This is a genomic window from Ligilactobacillus murinus DSM 20452 = NBRC 14221, assembly GCF_001591685.1.
In the GTDB taxonomy this organism is placed as follows: domain Bacteria; phylum Bacillota; class Bacilli; order Lactobacillales; family Lactobacillaceae; genus Ligilactobacillus; species Ligilactobacillus murinus.
Genome location: NZ_BCVJ01000043.1, coordinates 1 through 17,888 on the forward strand (window position 1 = coordinate 1; position 17,888 = coordinate 17,888).

The 17,888-nt window shown below is 39.0% G+C and carries 17 protein-coding genes and 1 pseudogene; all 18 read left to right on the forward strand.

Annotated elements, in window-relative coordinates; all coding sequences use genetic code 11:
* The first annotated feature begins 8 nt into the window (after positions 1–8).
* The 18 genes and pseudogenes from LMU01S_RS07895 to LMU01S_RS07975 all read left to right on the forward strand — a co-directional run bounded on the left by LMU01S_RS07895 (position 9) and on the right by LMU01S_RS07975 (position 17,838).
* Entirely contained in the window at positions 9–767 is a 759-nt protein-coding gene (locus LMU01S_RS07895; protein ID WP_056959120.1) for a formate/nitrite transporter family protein, read from the forward strand.
* A 99-nt stretch (positions 768–866) separates the two neighbouring features.
* The gene (locus tag LMU01S_RS07900; protein WP_056959121.1) at positions 867–1,955 is read left to right on the forward strand and encodes an ABC transporter ATP-binding protein; all 1,089 of its coding nucleotides are present in this window, start codon (positions 867–869) and stop codon (positions 1,953–1,955) included.
* Positions 1,956–1,965: 10 nt separating this feature from the next.
* Entirely contained in the window at positions 1,966–2,769 is an 804-nt protein-coding gene (locus LMU01S_RS07905; protein ID WP_056959122.1) for an ABC transporter permease, read from the forward strand.
* Complete coding sequence (locus LMU01S_RS07910; protein WP_420811552.1) at positions 2,769–3,599, forward strand: ABC transporter permease; 831 nt, start codon at positions 2,769–2,771, stop codon at positions 3,597–3,599. The genes LMU01S_RS07905 and LMU01S_RS07910 overlap by 1 nt, the downstream gene beginning before the upstream one ends.
* Positions 3,596–4,669 carry an ABC transporter substrate-binding protein gene (locus tag LMU01S_RS07915; protein ID WP_056959124.1) on the forward strand — a complete coding sequence of 358 codons (1,074 nt, stop codon included), beginning with the start codon at positions 3,596–3,598 and terminating at the stop codon, positions 4,667–4,669. Before LMU01S_RS07910 ends, LMU01S_RS07915 begins: the two co-directional genes overlap by 4 nt.
* Before the next feature lie 892 nt (positions 4,670–5,561).
* Positions 5,562–6,554 (forward strand): ribose utilization transcriptional repressor RbsR, encoded by a 993-nt coding sequence (rbsR, locus tag LMU01S_RS07920; RefSeq protein WP_056959125.1) that lies wholly within the window; start codon positions 5,562–5,564, stop codon positions 6,552–6,554.
* A 106-nt stretch (positions 6,555–6,660) separates the two neighbouring features.
* Positions 6,661–7,566, forward strand: a complete 906-nt coding sequence (rbsK, locus tag LMU01S_RS07925; RefSeq protein ID WP_004049918.1) for a ribokinase — start codon at positions 6,661–6,663, stop codon at positions 7,564–7,566.
* 18 nt (positions 7,567–7,584) lie between these two features.
* Positions 7,585–7,980: a D-ribose pyranase gene (gene rbsD, locus LMU01S_RS07930; protein WP_056959126.1), complete on the forward strand. Its 396-nt coding sequence runs from the start codon at positions 7,585–7,587 to the stop codon at positions 7,978–7,980.
* 17 nt (positions 7,981–7,997) lie between these two features.
* Positions 7,998–8,885, forward strand: a complete 888-nt coding sequence (rbsU, locus tag LMU01S_RS07935; protein WP_056959127.1) for a ribose/proton symporter RbsU — start codon at positions 7,998–8,000, stop codon at positions 8,883–8,885.
* A gap of 360 nt (positions 8,886–9,245) precedes the next feature.
* Positions 9,246–10,475: a nucleotide sugar dehydrogenase gene (locus LMU01S_RS07940; protein ID WP_056959128.1), complete on the forward strand. Its 1,230-nt coding sequence runs from the start codon at positions 9,246–9,248 to the stop codon at positions 10,473–10,475.
* A gap of 187 nt (positions 10,476–10,662) precedes the next feature.
* On the forward strand, positions 10,663–11,874 hold the full coding sequence (locus LMU01S_RS07945; protein WP_056959129.1) for a glycosyltransferase family 4 protein: 1,212 nt from the start codon (positions 10,663–10,665) through the stop codon (positions 11,872–11,874).
* A gap of 23 nt (positions 11,875–11,897) precedes the next feature.
* Complete coding sequence (gene pssD, locus LMU01S_RS07950) at positions 11,898–12,353, forward strand: PssD/Cps14F family polysaccharide biosynthesis glycosyltransferase (protein WP_056959130.1); 456 nt, start codon at positions 11,898–11,900, stop codon at positions 12,351–12,353.
* Positions 12,354–12,372: 19 nt separating this feature from the next.
* Positions 12,373–12,861 (forward strand): PssE/Cps14G family polysaccharide biosynthesis glycosyltransferase, encoded by a 489-nt coding sequence (gene pssE / locus LMU01S_RS07955; RefSeq protein WP_056959131.1) that lies wholly within the window; start codon positions 12,373–12,375, stop codon positions 12,859–12,861.
* The gene (locus LMU01S_RS07960; protein ID WP_056959132.1) at positions 12,848–13,972 is read left to right on the forward strand and encodes a glycosyltransferase family 1 protein; all 1,125 of its coding nucleotides are present in this window, start codon (positions 12,848–12,850) and stop codon (positions 13,970–13,972) included. The genes pssE and LMU01S_RS07960 overlap by 14 nt, the downstream gene beginning before the upstream one ends.
* Positions 13,973–13,997: 25 nt before the next feature.
* On the forward strand, positions 13,998–15,194 hold the full coding sequence (locus tag LMU01S_RS07965; protein WP_056959133.1) for an O-antigen ligase family protein: 1,197 nt from the start codon (positions 13,998–14,000) through the stop codon (positions 15,192–15,194).
* Between the two features lie 22 nt (positions 15,195–15,216).
* On the forward strand, positions 15,217–15,360 hold the full coding sequence (locus LMU01S_RS10820) for a glycosyltransferase (RefSeq protein ID WP_082613066.1): 144 nt from the start codon (positions 15,217–15,219) through the stop codon (positions 15,358–15,360).
* Positions 15,312–16,190, forward strand: a pseudogene (locus LMU01S_RS07970) (glycosyltransferase family 2 protein); the annotation flags it as partial. The gene LMU01S_RS10820 and the pseudogene LMU01S_RS07970, both read left to right, overlap by 49 nt.
* Before the next feature lie 148 nt (positions 16,191–16,338).
* On the forward strand, positions 16,339–17,838 hold the full coding sequence (locus LMU01S_RS07975; RefSeq protein WP_056959135.1) for a lipopolysaccharide biosynthesis protein: 1,500 nt from the start codon (positions 16,339–16,341) through the stop codon (positions 17,836–17,838).
* Positions 17,839–17,888 lie beyond the last annotated feature (50 nt).

Consider the following 17,888-nt stretch of genomic DNA (forward strand, 5'->3'; position numbering starts at 1 on the left):
GTACACATATGTATACAGAACAGATCAAAGCAGTTCAAGGGGCTGCGAGTAAGAAGTTATCTTTTTTGCACCAAAATCCGCTGGGGTATTTTTTATTGTCCATGTTAGCGGGAATGTATATCGGTTTTGGTATCTTGTTAGCTTTTACTGTCAGTGGACAGTTACAAGGTGCTTCGATTACTAAGTTGTTGATGGGGACCGTTTTTGGCGTAGCCCTTAGTTTAGTGATCATCGCTGGTAGTGAATTATTTACCGGCAATAATTTTGTTTTAGCAGTCGGTGCTTTGACTAAGCAAAATACGTGGCTTCAAGCAAGTTATCTGTGGGTGATCTGCTGGTTAGGCAATGCTTGTGGGGCGATCTTATTAGCAATTCTTTATAATGCTACTGGCTTGCAAGTTGACGGAGTAGCTAAGGCGCTCACTGCGACTGCTGTAGTCAAGACGACGGTTGGTCCGCTGTCTTTACTTGTGCGGGGGATCTTATGTAACATTTTGGTCTGTTTGGCGTTATGGTCGAGTTTTCAGACAAAAAATGATGCGGCTAAATTGATCATGGTCTTTTGGTGTTTATTGGCCTTTTTTACGACGGGATTTGAGCATAGTGTCGCCAATATGACTTTACTGACGGCAGCCGTTATCAAACCCGCTGGCGCAGTGATCACCGGCGGGGCGTGGCTGTATAATCTGTTTTGGGTCTCGTTAGGAAATATGCTAGGGGCGATCTGCTTTTTAGCCGTACCCTATGTGATCGCGGCTAAAAAATAAATCATGCGACTCATAGTTTTGACTATGGGTCTTTTTAAAAGGGGGAAATGTTTAGTATAATGGACTTTAGTTTCTATTTTGGTAAAGGGGTGGCAAATTATGAAAGAACCAATTATTTCTTTTAAAAATGTCGTTAAAAGCTACGATGACGATGTTCCAGTGTTAAAAAAGGTCAGCTTTGATATCGAAGAGGGCAAATTTTATACACTTTTAGGACCATCTGGATGTGGTAAAACGACGATCTTACGGATGATCGCAGGTTTTTCAGAGCCGACTGCAGGTGATATTTACTTTGAGGGGAAAAGGATCAATGATATTCCGGCAAATAAGCGTCAAGTTAATACTGTTTTTCAAGATTATGCGCTCTTTCCGCATATGAATGTTTTTGATAATATCGCTTTTGGATTGAAGATCAAAAAGACACCAAAAGCAGAAATTGAAACTAAAGTCAAAGAGGCCTTGCGCTTAGTGCAGCTAGCCGGTTATGAAAAGCGTGGGATCAGTGAGATGTCTGGAGGGCAAAGACAACGAGTCGCCATTGCCAGAGCGATCGTCAATGAACCTAAGATCTTATTGTTAGACGAACCTTTATCAGCTTTAGACCATAAATTACGGCTAAACATGCAATATGAATTGCGCGAATTACAACAGCGCCTGGGGATCACCTTTATTTTTGTGACTCATGATCAAGAAGAAGCGTTGGCGATGAGTGACGAGATCTTTGTTTTAAATAACGGAAATATCGTGCAAAGTGGCAGTCCAGTCGATATTTACGATGAGCCGATCAATCACTATGTAGCTGATTTTATCGGTGAAAGTAACATTGTCGATGGGGTGATGATCCAGGACTGTCTTGTAAAATTTGCCGGTAAAGAATTTGAATGTGTGGATGAAGGAATGCGTCCAAATGAGCCGGTCGAAGTTGTTTTACGGCCCGAAGATCTCGAGTTGACCACAGTCAAGGCGGGGAAATTAAAGGTCAAAGTCGATACACAATTATTCCGCGGGGTCCATTATGAGATCGTCTGTCATGATGAGATGGGAAATGAATGGATCGTGCATTCGACCAAAAAAGCCCAGGTCGACAGTGAGATCGGCTTGTACTTTGATCCTGAAGATATCCATGTTATGCGTTTCAATGAAACAGAAGCAGAATTTGATGCACGCTTAGAAAGTTACGACGATTAAGGGGGACAATATGAAAAAGTATAATACTTTATTAGCAGTCCCATATTTTCTCTGGTTACTCTTTTTTGTCTTAGCACCAGTTGTTTTAGTGGTCGGATATTCTTTTTTTGATCAAAGTGGTCATTTCACGTTAGCTAATTACGCAGAGTATTTTGGCTCGGGAAAGTATTTATTGATGACGTTTAATTCGGTCTGGTATGCTTTTTTGATCACCTTGATCACACTTTTGCTCAGTTATCCGACAGCGTATTTTTTGACAAAATTAAAGCATAAAGACTTGTGGTTATTGTTGATCATTTTACCGACATGGATCAACTTACTATTAAAAGCGTATGCCTTCATTGGGATCTTTGGTGTTCACGGTGGCCTAAACAGCTTTTTAGGCTTTTTTGGGATCTTACCCAAGCAATTATTGTTCACTGATTTTAGCTTTTTGATCGTGGCAGTCTATATTCAGTTGCCCTTTATGATCATCCCGCTTTTCAATGCGCTTGAGGAATTGCCACCTTCATTTATTGCTGCTAGCAAAGATCTTGGTGCCAGTTCGACTCAGACATTTTTTAAAGTGATCTTTCCCTTATCGTTAAATGGGGTCAAAAGTGGGATCCAAGCGGTCTTTATCCCATCCCTTTCGCTCTTTATGTTGACTCGTTTGATCGGGGGAAATCGTGTGATCACACTGGGGACTGCGATCGAAGAGCACTTCATGGTAACGCAAAACTGGGGCAAAGGGGCAACGATCGGGGTCGTTTTGATCATTGCAATGGTGATCGTGATGCTCTTTACTGGTGAAAAGAAAGCAGGTGGCAAATGATGCAACAAACTAGATCTAAATGGGCAGATCTGTATTTGATCTTAGTCTTTATCTTTTTATATCTGCCGATCTTTTATTTGGTCTGGTATTCCTTTAATGCCGGCGATACGATGAATAGCTTTACCGGTTTTTCGTTGCGCCATTTTAGCGAGTTATTTTCCGATACACGGTTGGTGATCATCTTGCTAAATACCTTCTTATTGGCATTTTTGTCGGCTTTGATCGCGACGGTGATCGGTACTTTTGGGGCGTTATTTATCTACTATTTGAAAAAACGACGTCACCGTAATACATTGTTATCGTTGAATAATATCTTGATCGTTTCGCCAGACGTAACGATCGGGGCTAGTTTTTTGATCTTATTTATCACGTTAGGTTCGATCTTTAGTGGCTTTTCACTGGGCTTTTGGACGGTCCTTTTGGCACACGTCAGCTTTAGTATCCCGATCGTAGTCTTGATGATCTTACCAAAACTCCAAGAGATGAATGATTCAATGATCACAGCTGGCTATGATCTTGGCGCAAATAACCGCCAGATCCTAAAAGATATCATCTTGCCCTATCTTTCACCGGGGATCATCGCAGGGTATTTTATGGCATTTACCTATTCACTCGATGATTTTGCAGTCACATTTTTTGTGACGGGAAATGGTTTTACCACCCTTTCAGTTGAGATCTATTCGCGGGCGCGGCGTGGTGTTAGTTTAGAGATCAATGCCTTGAGTACGCTAGTCTTTTTATTTGCACTTGTATTAGTAGTCGGTTATTACTACATCAGTAAGGATAATCAACCACGCTCCAAGAAAAAGAAACGGGGGCTCTTGCGATGAAAAAATTACGTTCACTTTTGATCGGGATCTGTTTGATCATTGGCTTGCTCTTTTTAGGGACAGTTTGGCTCGAACGCTCGACTGGGATGTCAGATGCCAAAGTTTTAAACATTTATAACTGGGGCGATTATATCGATCCTAAATTGATCACCAAATTTGAAAAGCAAACAGGGTATAAGGTCAACTATGAGACGTTTGATTCAAACGAAGCGATGTTGACTAAGATCAAACAAGGCGGGACTTCGTATGATATCGCGGTCCCAAGTGACTATATGATCCAAAAGATGAAAAAAGAGCATCTGTTGTTAAAACTTGATCATAGTAAGTTACCGAATTTAAAAAATATCGATCCGCAGTTTATGGACCTTGCCTTTGATCGCCATAATGAGTATTCAGTACCGTATTTTTGGGGAACATTGGGGATCATTTACAATGATAAATTCTATCAGGCTTCACAATTCAAGACATGGAATGATCTTTGGGATCCACAATTGAAAAACAAGATCATGTTCATTGATGGGGCGCGCGAATTTATGGGGATCGGTCTGGCTAGCATGCAAAGATCGCTCAACAGCAAAAATGATGCTGAGCTCGATCAGGCCTATAATAAGCTTAAAGCTTTGACACCCAATGCCAAAGCGATCGTTTCTGACGAGATCAAGACATATATGGCAAATGAGGAGAGCAGTGTAGCGGTGACTTTTTCGGGTGAAGCGGCTGATATGATGGGAAAAAATAGTCATTTGCATTATGTGATCCCAAATGGTGGGACTAACTTGTGGTTTGATAATTTGGTGATCCCCAAGACCGCTAAAAATAAGCAAGGCGCATATGAATTTATCAATTTCATGTTAGATCCAAAAAATGCGGCGCAAAATACGGAATATATCGGTTATTCCACCCCCAATAAAGCGGCTTTGAAATATTTGCCAAAAGCGATCACCTCCAATAAGGAATTTTATCCAAGTGCTGCTCGGATCAAGCAGATGGAGATCTACGAAGACCTAGGACCTAAGTATTTGGAAAAATATAACGACCTATTTTTGGAGCTAAAAATGTATCGAAATTAGCAAGGGCAAATCATTTTTAATCACGGTTTAAACTAGGGTATAATGTGCAGTGAGGAGTAGAACTCCTTTAAGTATGCTACACGTAGTAAGTTTTAAAAATGCATTGTGTGATGTAGAGATTTCGCTCTTTATATTACGATGTATATCCTCAAATAAGCCAAGTGCGAGTGATGGCGCACTTGGCTTTTTTAGATCACAGTGCAGAGCAAAGCGAAAAATGCCGTACGAATAATGAGGCCTTGGGCATGATACGTATTTTGCATCAGGTCCAAGATATTATTATTTTCTAGGCATTACTTTTAGGAACGACTATTATTACAGTACACAAAAAAAGAGCTAGGAGGTATCTCCCAGCTCTTTTAATGATATTTACCTTCCACAGTAAATATCGCACCGTATAATAGAAACTTCAGAATAACATGGTTTTGCGATATTGTCAATTGTATTCAAAAAAATTAATTTTATCATAAATGTTAGCGCTTGCTAAAAATTTGGTTTTATGTTATAAAATAAGTGAGGAGTCAAAAGATTCCCACAATTAGGGCGTCCAAACTGTTAGTCACTGTTCCTATAATTAGGTTGGAGGGTGATGGAACCAACAAGTTGAGTTTAAAACAAAAGTGTTGTAGTCTCTTTAAGCAAACGCCACTAATTGCAATTAGTAACGAGGATCTTGTTGAGTGCTTCTGGAAAGCGAACAAGATCAAAACCAGATAAAGGATGTGGGGACGATTACTCCTTATAGTAATTTAACAGCCACGTACTCAGTTTCTTGATGATATCTTAGGAGTAACAGGTGAACCTCCAAGATGATGTTTCCGAGTATTATTTACTGAGTATGGGCTGTTTTTTTGTGCCTACATTCGAACTTATATTTGTGAGGGATGGGTAGATGTGTGCTAAAAAAGTGACGATCCGTGAAGTTGCTAAACGCGCTGGTGTCTCGATCGCAACGGTTTCACAGATCTTAAATGGTAAGGCTATGAACTTTAATCCACTAACAGTTCAAAAAGTTCAGGCCGCTCGAGATGAATTAGGCTATAAAGCCGATCATTTGGCACGCCAAATGGTCGGTAAACAAAGTAAAACGATCGGGATCCTCGTACCGGAGATAACTAACTCTTTTTTCAGTACTTTAGTCAAAGGGATCGAAGAAGAACTGTTATTCTCGGGTTATATTTCAATGCTGTGCAATGGGGGATTTAACGGGGCTAAGGAAGAAAAAGCCTTACTCGAATTAGCTAAAAGAGGGGTCGATGGCTTTATCATTGCTAGCCCTTCGATCTCAGATGAAGTATTAAAAGAAGTTTTGCAGGTCAAAAAGCGTCCGGTCATTGTGTTAGATCAAAAAACGACCGCCGAACGCAGTGATGAGGTAACTACAGATGACTTCAATGGTGGTTTATTGGCTGCCCAGTATTTAAAGAAGATGGGGCATACAAAAGTCGCAGTTATCGTCCCTGATTTGGCGACGGAAAATATTTCATGTCGATTACAGGGTTTTTTGACTGAATTTCCGCAAGCACTTCAGATCAAAACCAAACTTTCCAAGAGTGGGGGCCAAGCAGTTGTTGCTGAGTTACTGGAGCAAAATATCGAGGCGGTTTTTGCACTTAGTGATGAATTAGCGTTTGGGATCTATCTCGGGATGAGACAAAATGGCAAAAGTATTCCAAATGATCTTAGTGTGATCGGTTACGATGATGTTGAGATGTGTCGCTATGTTACGCCTGCTTTGACGACGGTTGCCCAACCGATCTATGAATTGGGCAAACAAGCAGCCGATCTAATGATAAAACGACTAGCAACCCCAACTAGTCCGTATGTTAAGCGGGTCTTACCGGTCAAATTGGCGATCCGGGGCTCAGTTAAAGTTAAAATTTGAAGCGTTTTCAAAAGTGTGTTATAGTCTAGTTGCAGCAATTAAAACGTTTTAATAAGTGCTACAAGTTACCAAAATTAATTTGCTAGAAAGACACGAGGTGGGTACAATGAATAAAGTGACAGTGATCGGAAGTATCAATTTAGACAGAACGATCAGAGTAAAAGAGATGGCTAAACCAGGTGAGACGATCCATGCCTCCGAAGTATTTTCAGCTGGTGGCGGTAAAGGTGCAAATCAAGCTGTAGCCGCTAAACGTTCTGGCGCTAAGACAGCGTTTATCGGTGCTGTTGGTAACGATGATGCTGGCAAGATGATGCGTGAGCTTTTGGGTTATGAAGAGATAAATCTAGCTGGGATCGCTGAATTGGACAAGGTCGCAACTGGGCAAGCCTATATCGTTGTGGATGAAAAAGGCGAAAACAGTATTATGATCCATGCTGGTGCAAATGGTAAGATCACACCAGAGCATGTAGTTAAACATGCCGACTTGATCAAAGAAAGTGATTTTGTGATCGCACAATTTGAAAGCGACTTGGCAAGTACGATCAAAGCTTTTGAAGTAGCTCATCAAGCTGGTGTAAAGACGATCTTGAATCCGGCGCCTGCGATGCGAACAGTTCCTGAAGAATTGCTCAAGACGACAGATGTGATCGCACCTAATGAAACAGAAACAGAGATCTTGACTGGGATCAAAGTGGTCGATGAAGAAAGTATGCAAAAAGCAGCTGCTAAACTTCATGCATTAGGGATCAAAGTGGTCTTGATCACGATCGGTAGCCAAGGTTCATTTTACAGCATGGACGGTCAAAGTGGGATCGTTCCAGCCTTTAAAGTTAACGCAGTAGATACAACGGCAGCCGGTGATACCTTTATTGGTGCTTTGAGTACGGTTTTAAAACCTGACTTTAGCAATCTCGTTGAAGCGATCACATACGGTAATAAAGCTTCCTCACTGACTGTACAACGTTTTGGCGCTCAGCCGTCAATTCCATACAAGCATGAATTAAATTAAAAAGAAGAAGGCGTGATCATGAAAAAGACACAAGTTATTAATTCAGATATTTCCCGGGTGATTTCACAAATGGGTCACTTTGACACATTGAGTATTGGTGATGCTGGAATGCCAGTACCACGTGAAACAGAAAAGATCGATCTAGCAGTTTCCAAAGGTATTCCTAGCTTTCTCCAAGTTTTAGATAATGTGTTGACTGAATTAGAAGTTCAACGAGTGTACTTAGCAGAAGAGATCAAGACTCAAAACCCAACCCAGCTAAAAGCGATCAAAGAACGTTTCCCAAAAACAGAGCTCGTCTTTATCCCACATGCTGAAATGAAACAAGATCTACGCAAGTGTCATGCATTTATCCGTACTGGTGAAATGACACCATATTCCAACATTATTTTAGAGAGTGGCGTTACGTTTTAAATTAGGGGGAAATTGAATTGAATACAACGGCAATTTTAGTTGGTTTAGGACCATTATTAGGTTGGGGGCTTTACCCCACGATCGCATCTAAGATCGGCGGTAAACCGGTCAATCAGATCTTAGGTTCGACTTTAGGGACTTTGATTTTTGCTTTAGTACTAGCGATGATCAAAGGTTTAGCACTTCCAAGTGGTGCAGCGCTCTTTTTCTCAGTTATTTCTGGGATCGGTTGGGGGACGGCACAGATCATCACGTTTCACTCCTTTACTTTGATCGGTTCTTCCAAAGCAATGCCGATCACGACTGCCTTTCAATTATTAGGTGCTTCACTTTGGGGCGTATTTTACTTAGGTGATTGGCCTGGAACAACAGCTAAAGTGATCGGCTTTACAGCTTTATTCGTGATCATCATCGGTGCTTATTTGACAGTCTGGAGTGAACAAAAGACGGCTGAAAACACACAAGTTTTGACGAAAGCAGTGCTTTTATTAGCTGTTGGTGAGATCGGCTATTGGCTTTATTCAGCCGCGCCACAACAAGCTAAGATCGATGGGATGACAGCTTTCTTGCCTCAAGCGCTTGGAATGGTCATTGCAGCGAGCGTTTATGCTTTATACTTATCGATCAAAGATCCAAAGAACTCACCGGTTAGGCAAAGTGTTTCGTATAAGCAGATCTTTTCTGGCTTCTTCTTTGCTTTTGCAGCTTTGACTTACTTGATCTCAGCGCAACCAAATATGAACGGATTAGCAACAGGCTTTATCCTTTCGCAAACTTCAGTCGTTTTAGCAACGTTGACTGGTATTTGGTTCTTAGGGCAAAAGAAGACAGCTAAAGAAATGACCGTTACGCTCATTGGCTTGCTCTTGATCCTAAGTGCTGCCGCAGTTACCGTTATGCTCTAAGATAAAAATAAGAAAAACCAGCGCTAACGCTTATTTTTGGAGTGTGGCGCTGGTTTTTTTATAAAAAATCGTGTTTAAAAGTTAGCTGAACAACAGAAAAAGTATAAATATTAATCTATATATAATAATACATAAAAAAAACAATATATTTGTCTAGGTCAAAGCTAGATGGTATATTATATGGTAAAGATATTAAGCGCTTTATAATAAAGTTAAATTAAGAAAAGTCATAAATGTTTTTTTAAAAGGAAATATTAATTTAAATTTAGATAAAATAAGTTTACATGGTTGATAACTCACGGAAATTGGCACTTAGTCCTTAAATGAGAAATATAGCGATTTATAAGTTAGAGGGTAGCAATGGAGAAGAATAGGCAAAAAAATAAAGCGTTATCGGTAACGGTCGTCGGCATAGGTTATGTTGGCTTGAGTATTTCAACGTTACTTAGTCAAAAATATCCTGTATGCGTTATGGATATCGATGCTAAACGTGTAGCTCAAGTCAATAAACGGATCTCGCCGTTTGAAGATAAAGAACTCATGACGTTTTTCGCAACGAGAGAGCTGAAATTATTTGCTACTTTGGATCCAGCTGTAGCATTTGGTTCAGCAGATCTAGTGATCATTGCGACTCCAACTAATTATGATCCAGACTTAGCAGAGTTTGATACAAGTTCAGTTGAAACGACGATCGCGCAAATTTTACGGCACCGTCCGCAAGCGACGATCTTGATCAAGTCAACTGTACCTGTAGGATTCACGCAAACTATGCGTGAACGTTATCCCCAAGCGCATTTGGCTTTTAGTCCAGAATTTTTGCGCGAAACGAAAGCGTTATATGACAACCTGTATCCTAGTCGGATCATCTTTGGATTTGATGAAAAAGATCAAACCGTTTTTAAGACGCTTGAGTGTTTCAAAACGATGCTTCAGACAACGGCGTATAGAAAAGATATGCCGATCTTGACGATGTCAACTACCGAAGCAGAGGCCGTTAAACTTTTTTCAAATACTTATTTAGCAATGCGGATCAGTTTTTTTAATGAGCTAGATACCTATGCAGAGATGAAAGGGCTAGAGACACGTGCGATCATTCGAGGAGTAGAATTAGATCCTAGGATCGGAGCTTACTACAATAATCCTTCTTTTGGTTATGGTGGATATTGTTTACCTAAGGATACGAAACAATTATTAGCCAGTTATGATTCTATCCCCCAAAACTTGATGAAGGCGATCGTCGATTCAAATGAGACTCGGAAAGATTTTATCGCACAGCGGATCTTGGAACTTTTGGCAGATAAAAAAGAAGATGCGATCGTTGGGATCTACCGCTTAACGATGAAGACTGATTCAGATAACTTTAGAGAAAGTTCGATCCAAGGGGTGCTCCAGCGTTTACAAGCTCAAAATATCAAAGTGCTGATCTTTGAACCTAAAATAGCTGGTGAAACATGGAAAGGGTATCCCGTGGCTAAAAACTTTGCAACTTTTTGTGAACAGGCTGAACTCATCGTGGCTAACCGCTATGTCAAAGAATTAGATCCTGTAAGAGAGAAAGTTTATACGAAAGATATTTTTAAGCGCGATTAGCATAACGCGTAGCACAGATCAAAGGCTGACTTGATATCCATTAAGAAAGAAAAATATGGGGTGGAGACAGAGCGGTCATTTGTGTTGAGGTCAATAAATCAGGAAGGGAAAGCTATAGTTCTTTCTAGATTATGGCAGGTATCGTATAGAATATCTTCATAATTCCATATTATATAGCAGTAAAGTAATGAAGATCGCAATCTTGAATTCATATATTTTTCCGATCCCAGCAGTTAGAGGTGGGGCTGTTGAAACACTTATCGAAAGTCTTGTCAAAGGCGCAAATGAAGATCAAACAGTGGAACTTACTGTGTTTTCTCTTTATGATCAAGCTGCATTCGAGGTATCGAAAAAATACCCAAGAGTCAGTTTTAAATGGTTAAAAAGACCAGCTTATATCGATCTTATCGATAAAAATGTGACTACGTTATTACGTCTACTCAAAAGAGATAAAAACTTGTGGCAAAAAAATTATCTTTGGCAACTGGTGAGCAAAAGAAAAACTAGAAAACTTTTACTAGCAGAAGACTACGATCTAGTTATCATCGAAAATGCGATTTTCTTGCCTAAATTATTCAGTTCTAAGAAATTAGCAACTAAGTATCGTGGGAAAGTCTATTTTCATACGCATAATTTACATTTCCGAAAAATTTATCCTTCAAAAGCTTTTGCAGGTGTGATCAGTGTCAGTCGCTTTTTAGAAAAAAACACTAGATGGTGTTTTGGAAAACAGCTTCCATTCAAAGTCGTTTATAATGGGGTCGCGACAGCGCAATTCGAACGAAGGGTCACTAAAAATGAAAAAGAACGCTTGAAGCTGAAATATCAGATCCCAAAAGATGCGCCAGTCATTCTCTTTGTTGGCCGGATCATGCCTAAAAAAGGGGTCTTAGAAGTTGTCCAAGCTTTTCAAAAACTAGAAAATACTCACGCCCATTTAGTTATAGTAGGAGCTAGTTCTTTTGGAATGGGACAAATGACCTTATTTGAGCGTGAGTTATCTCAGATCGTGCAAGAGCATCCACGGATCCATGCGACGGGCTTTGTGAATAATCAAGAACTGGGAAAATATTATGCTCTAGCTGATCTAGTGGTCTTACCTTCGCTTTGGGAAGAACCACTTGGTCTAACAATGATCGAGGCACAATTAGCTGGTAAGCCACTGATCACGACTAATAAAGGAGGCATTCCAGAAACAACGAGTGCTACAAATAGTATTTTGTTAGAAGTGACGGAAAATTTGTCCAAAGATCTAGCCTTTGCAATGGCAGAAGTTTTAAGTGATCTTCCAAGTTGGCAAAAAAAAGCTTTGCAAGCTCAACAAGAGGCAAAGCAGCGTTTTAGTGAGCAACTTTTTTACCAAAATATCAAACGCGCGCTAAAGGAAATGTCTAAATAGCTGGTGTGAGGAGGTGCGCTTCCATGAAAGTCTGTTTTACGTCATCATCTGGGGGACATTTTGAGCAACTTTTAATGTTGAAAAGTTTATTTGCAGAGTATGACAGTTTTATCGTGACTGAAAAAACAAAGTATAATCAAAATTTTAGTGAAGTACCGATTTATTTTACAAAGCAGGTCAATCGGCGAAACGTGACTTATTTTATTGCATTTTTCTACAATGTGTTGTTTTCGTTTTACATTTTTGGAGTAAAAAGACCAGATATAATCGTTTCGACAGGGGTCTTGTCAACGATCCCATTATGTTTGATCGCCAAGCTTTTCAGAAAAAAGGTCATATATATAGAATCCTTTGCTAAGATCAACTCTCCAACTTTGACAGGTCGGGTCATGTATAAATTTGCCGACATATTTTATGTTCAGTGGCCAGAAATGCTAAAGGTCTATCCTAAAGCTAAATATATAGGTGGGATCTATTGACTAAAGGATGTGTATAACTATGATATTTGTTGTTTTAGGGTCGCAAAAATTTCAATTTGATCGCCTCTTGAAGAAAATCGATAGTTTAAAAAGTGCTGGTAAGATCAAAGAAGAGATCATCGCACAGATCGGTTACAGTAATTATCGTCCTAGTAGTTTTGAAAATTTTGATTTTATCGAAAAAGAAATGTTTGATCAATATATCGAAAAGGCTGATACCATTATTTGTCATGGTGGGACTGGGGTGATCATCACAGCTTTGAAAAAAGGTAAAAAAGTGATCGCGATCCCTCGAGATAGTAAATATGGTGAGCATGTAGATGACCATCAATTTCAGATCGTAGCTTTGTTTTCAAAATTAAATTATCTTGAAGCGCTCTATGATGTTGATGATCTAGAAAAAGTTTTGTATCGAAGTAAGCAAAAAAAATATCGGACTTTCCAGTCGACTAATGCTGTTTTCGTGAATGAACTTAGAAAGGATATTGAGAAAATTGGCAAAAGGTAAGACAAATGGTCCAAAGAAAACACTAAAGGTATTGCATATTCCCACTAGTGGAGTCAATGCTGGTGGGATCACTAAATTTATTTTGGATACTATGGGAGAACTGAGCGCTGAAAAAAAGTTAGAGTGCCATATCCTATCGCCGTTTAATGTCGAGCATTCTTTGAAAAAACGCCTAAACAATTTAGGGTTATCGTTAGTAGTCATTAATGGTCGAACGCGCTTTCCGTTAGGGTATTTCAGCAAGTTACTTACTTATTTGCGAAAAAATAACTTTGACTTAGTTCATGTTCACGGAAGTAGCTCCTTGATGGCGCTTGAATTATTGGCGGCAAGATTAGCTGGAGTGGATGTTAGGATCGCGCATAGTCATAATACGACTTGTGATCATAAGTTCTTGCATAAATTACTTAGACCTTTGTTTTTAAGAAGCTATACGCAGGCTTTGGCTTGTAGTCAAGCTGCTGGTAAATGGCTTTTTTTGGAAAATGATTTTAAGGTGATCTATAACGGGGTCGATCTGCAACGCTTTCAATTTTCAGAGCGGCAGAGAAGTGCGATCCGAAAAAGCTTAGGGATAGCAAGGGATGCGTTTATTTTAGGACATGTCGGTCACTTTAACCAACAAAAAAATCATACTTTCTTGATCGATGTTTTTCAAAAAATTGAGCGCGTTATGCCGAATGCGAATTTATTGCTGATCGGGACAGGTAGTCGCAAAGATCAGATCAAAGCAAAAGTTGAGCAATTGAAGTTAAGTGATAAAGTGTTTTTTATCGGAAATGTGACCGATGTTTATAATTGGTTTTCAGCGATGGACGTGTTTATTTTGCCCAGCCTATTTGAAGGTTTTTCGATCGTTTTAGCTGAAGCACAGGCAAACGGGTTAGTGTCATTTGCTGCTGATAATATCCCACCAACAGTAGTCGTGACTTCCAAAGTTCATTTGGTCTCATTAAAAAAAAGTAGTAAATATTGGGCTGAAATGATTTTACAACAAGCCGGTGTTGAACATCATTTGAGTGAAGAGGAAAAAAGAGCTTTAAAAATTTTTGATGGCCATGAGATCTCAACGCAGCTCTATGAAGAATATTTAACTCTTTTGGCAAAATGAGATCAGCCTAAAAGGAGCGGTTAAAATGACGTGGCGTACATTGGTCCAAAACAAGCCGGTGTTATATTTCTTGTTGATACCCTTTTTTATTCCTTATTCACTCAAATATATTCCTAGTCTGACCAAAGTTTATGAGCTGACCTCTTTTTGGAAGTTAGGGGCAGTTATGCTCATCTTTTTTTTATATTTACTACGGGGAAAGATCTCAGTCATAATTTCAATGATCTGGGCCATTAACTTGCTCTTGCTCAGTTCTTCGGTCTTTAACGGACTAAGTGATCTAAATGCCTATACAGATCTTTTGCCAGCTTTAGCCCTACCGATGTTGGTGGAGTTAGGTATTGAAGCAGATATAGCCAAAATAGTACATGTGACTTTTGTGATCTTAGCCACATTAACACTTGTAAACTTTGGCTTGACGCTCCTTTATCCGCAGGGGTTACCTTTTGCGAGTCTTTATACTCAAATACGAAACCCGCTGTATTTTTTAGGGCAAGACAATGGTATCGTATATAATTTGCTAAGTTTAGTAGGGCTCAATTATGTTCTTGCTGCGCAAAACTATTCGATTTTTAAAGTGAAATTGCTCATAGGTGACTACTTCATAAGGCTGACACCAAGAATATTCATTTTTAACGTGGTCAGTATCTTAAGTATGCTACTCGTAGGTTCAGCGACTGGACTGCTGGTGATCAGCTCTCTTATCATATTGCTCGAGCTAAGTGCTTTAGCTAACAGAAAACATAATATTTGGCCACTGGTCAGCCTTTACTTTAGCTTTTTTGTTTTTATCATCGTATTAGGTGATAGTAACCCGCTTGTGGCAGATTTTACGAGTTTGTTGGGACGAGACGCAGGTTTTACAGGAAGAAGTCTTCTTTGGGAACAAGCTTTAGAATTGATCAAGCAAAAACCTTTGCTTGGTTGGGGAAATGATCCTGAGATCATTCAAATATGGGGGGGCTATTTTTCTACCCATAACCAGTTGCTAGATATTGCAGCTAGGGGTGGCTTACTTACGTTATTTCTTTATATCTGTCTGCATATATATGTTTTTTTGATTTTAGGAAGGATCCCAACAACGCTAGCAAATATTTTATTTATTACGATTTATTGTTTTCTGCTTGGGGGCTTGATGGAAGCTGGCGTTCGCCCTACACAGTATATATTTATAGCTTTAACATATTACGCTTGTTTGGACTACAAAAAGCCAATGATCTAATTAAAGTCACAGGGGGATTTAAATGATCAGTATAATTATTCCTTGTTATAACGCAGAAGCTTATTTAGAAGAATGCTTCAAAAGTATTAAAGCACAGACTTACAAAAAGAGCTTGAAGTTATTTTTATTGATGACGGTTCCAGTGATTCCTCATGGGCACTTTTAGAAGGGATCAGACAAGATAACCCAGAGATGGCGATAACTTTATACCGTAATAAACAAAATCAAGGTGTGTCAGTTGCACGTAATATCGGCATAAGAGCGGCTAGCGGTGACTATCTGACATTTGTTGACGCAGATGATCACCTTGCCCCGCAATTTTTAGAAAGACTCTTGCAAGGTAAGAAACGCGGAGATATGTCTGTCGTAGGGATCGGGGGCGCTGGCTTTGGTAAAGGGAGTGATCCTTTTCAAGGTTTGATAACTAAAGAGCGCTTCGTATATGAATTTTGGTTGACAAAACATCTTTTTGGCTCGTGTAATAATAAATTATATTCACGAAAATTGATCTTACGCCACGACATTTTCTTTGATCCAAGCTTAAAAATCATGGAAGATATGTTTTTTAATATGCTGTATTGTCAATATATCGATACGATCTATGTTTCTGAGCAGAAGCTGTACTATTATCGAAGAAACGAAGCTAGTGTCATGCACCAAAAATTTTCTGAAAATAATATGACTGTCATCAAGACTTTTCACAAGTTGCTAGCCCTTCCATTCACCGAAGCGGAGCAAAAGATCATCGAACTTCATCAAGTCAATAGTTTACTGTGGCTTTTACGCTTGCTTTATAAAGCTGATGATAAAGAAGCTACCAAGCAGTATGAAGAAGTGATCTTACAAGAGCTGGCTACTGCTAATACGCGCTTGTTTTTTAAAAGTGGGTGGCAGAAAGGTTTTTCACGCTACGTAACGTTTTTGCTTTATCAACTCCATCCAAAATGCTATAAAAAAGTGATCACGACCTATTATAAGTTCAAAAAAAGACGGTAAGTGTGTGCTGAGGTGCCTATAAGCGATCGGTATTTTGTCAGACGATCTGTCCCGTAAAGCTATGCGGATAATAGTAAATAAAATTTAGGAAAGGAAAAGCTATATTTTCTTCTGAAAAGGTGGATCTGCGATATAGTTAGTTAAGATGATGTCAACAAGGACAAATAATGCGATAAAAAATATAAGTTACAATATTGGCTATCAGTTACTGATGCTAGTCTTAGGTTTTGTGAATCGAACGATATTTTTGTATTTTCTTAACGTTGAATATTTGGGGATACAGGCCGTTTTTAAAGATATCTTGACGTTATTGTCTATGGCTGATCTAGGGCTGATCACAGCTATGACGTACAGTTTTTATAAGCCGTTAGCTGAAAAAAATGAGGCTTACATCAGTGGTCTAGTGCATTTTTATAAAAAAGTGTGTAATGTGATCGCTTTAGTCATCTTTTTAGGTGGTCTGGGCTTGATCCCTTTCTTGAAATATGTGGTCAATTTGAAAACAGATATGCCACACTTAACGCTTTATTATTTGCTTTATCTGCTCAATACCGTTGCTTCATATATCGTTGTCTATAAAACGACGGTTTTAGTTGCTGATCAAAAAGGCTATATCACGGCTAAATACGGTAGCATTTTCAATATTTTACAAAATATCGTTTTATGTCTGTTTTTATGGCTGACCCATAATTTTTTAGTTTATCTGATCATTCAAGTGTTTTTTACTTACATCTATAATTTTGTTGTATCAGCGATAGCAAGTAAAGAATATCCGTATATAAACAAAAAAGTTTCGTTAGCAAAAGATGACATTCGGGGACTTTTCGATAATATCAAAGCCGTTTTTGTTTATAAAACTTCAAATGTATTGATCAATGCGACTGATAGTACTTTGATCTCGATCATAGTTGGTACGACAGTAGTGGGATTTTATTCAAATTATATGTTGGTCGTGTCAAAAGCGATCTCATTGTTGACAACGGTTTTCAATTCATTGACTGCAAGCTTAGGCAATCTTATTGTTGAAGAAGGAAAAGCGAAGAGATATGAAGTTTTTCAGATCTTGCAAACTATTTGTAGCGGGTTAAGTGTGATCGTTGTCACCTTGATGTTTTTTCTCTTGCAAGATTTTATTAGGTTATGGCTTGGCAAAGCTTACCTTTTAGATACTCTAGTCTTATATGCGATCATTATCAATTTATATTTTTCAGTGATCTTGCTCCCAGTGTGGGTCTATCGTGAAGCAACTGGGCTTTACAAGCAGATCAAATACGTTATGTTGGGGACAGCATGCTCCAACCTGTTGCTTTCGATCATTTTAGGACATTTTATTGGTCTACCTGGTATTTTATTTGGAACAGTACTCGCAAAGCTTTTGACCTATGTTTGGTATGAACCGATCTTATTGTTCAAACAATTTTTTGGACATTCAAGTCGCAGTTATTTTTTAGAGCTCTTGAAAAATATAGCCTTATTACTTGTGCTGTTTCTTTTAGGAAGTTTACTTTCAAGGTTTTTATTTGTGACTGGTTATCTGAGTTTTATTTGCAAAGCTTTCTTGCTCCTTGTACTCAGCGTTTCTTGTGTTTATATTTTTTATCGCAAGAGTACCGGTCTCCGCTTCGTCAAAGCCAAATTTGGTTTGTAAGTCAAAGCTGCGCTTTAGATAATAAAAAAACATCTGTGAACTTTAGGGGG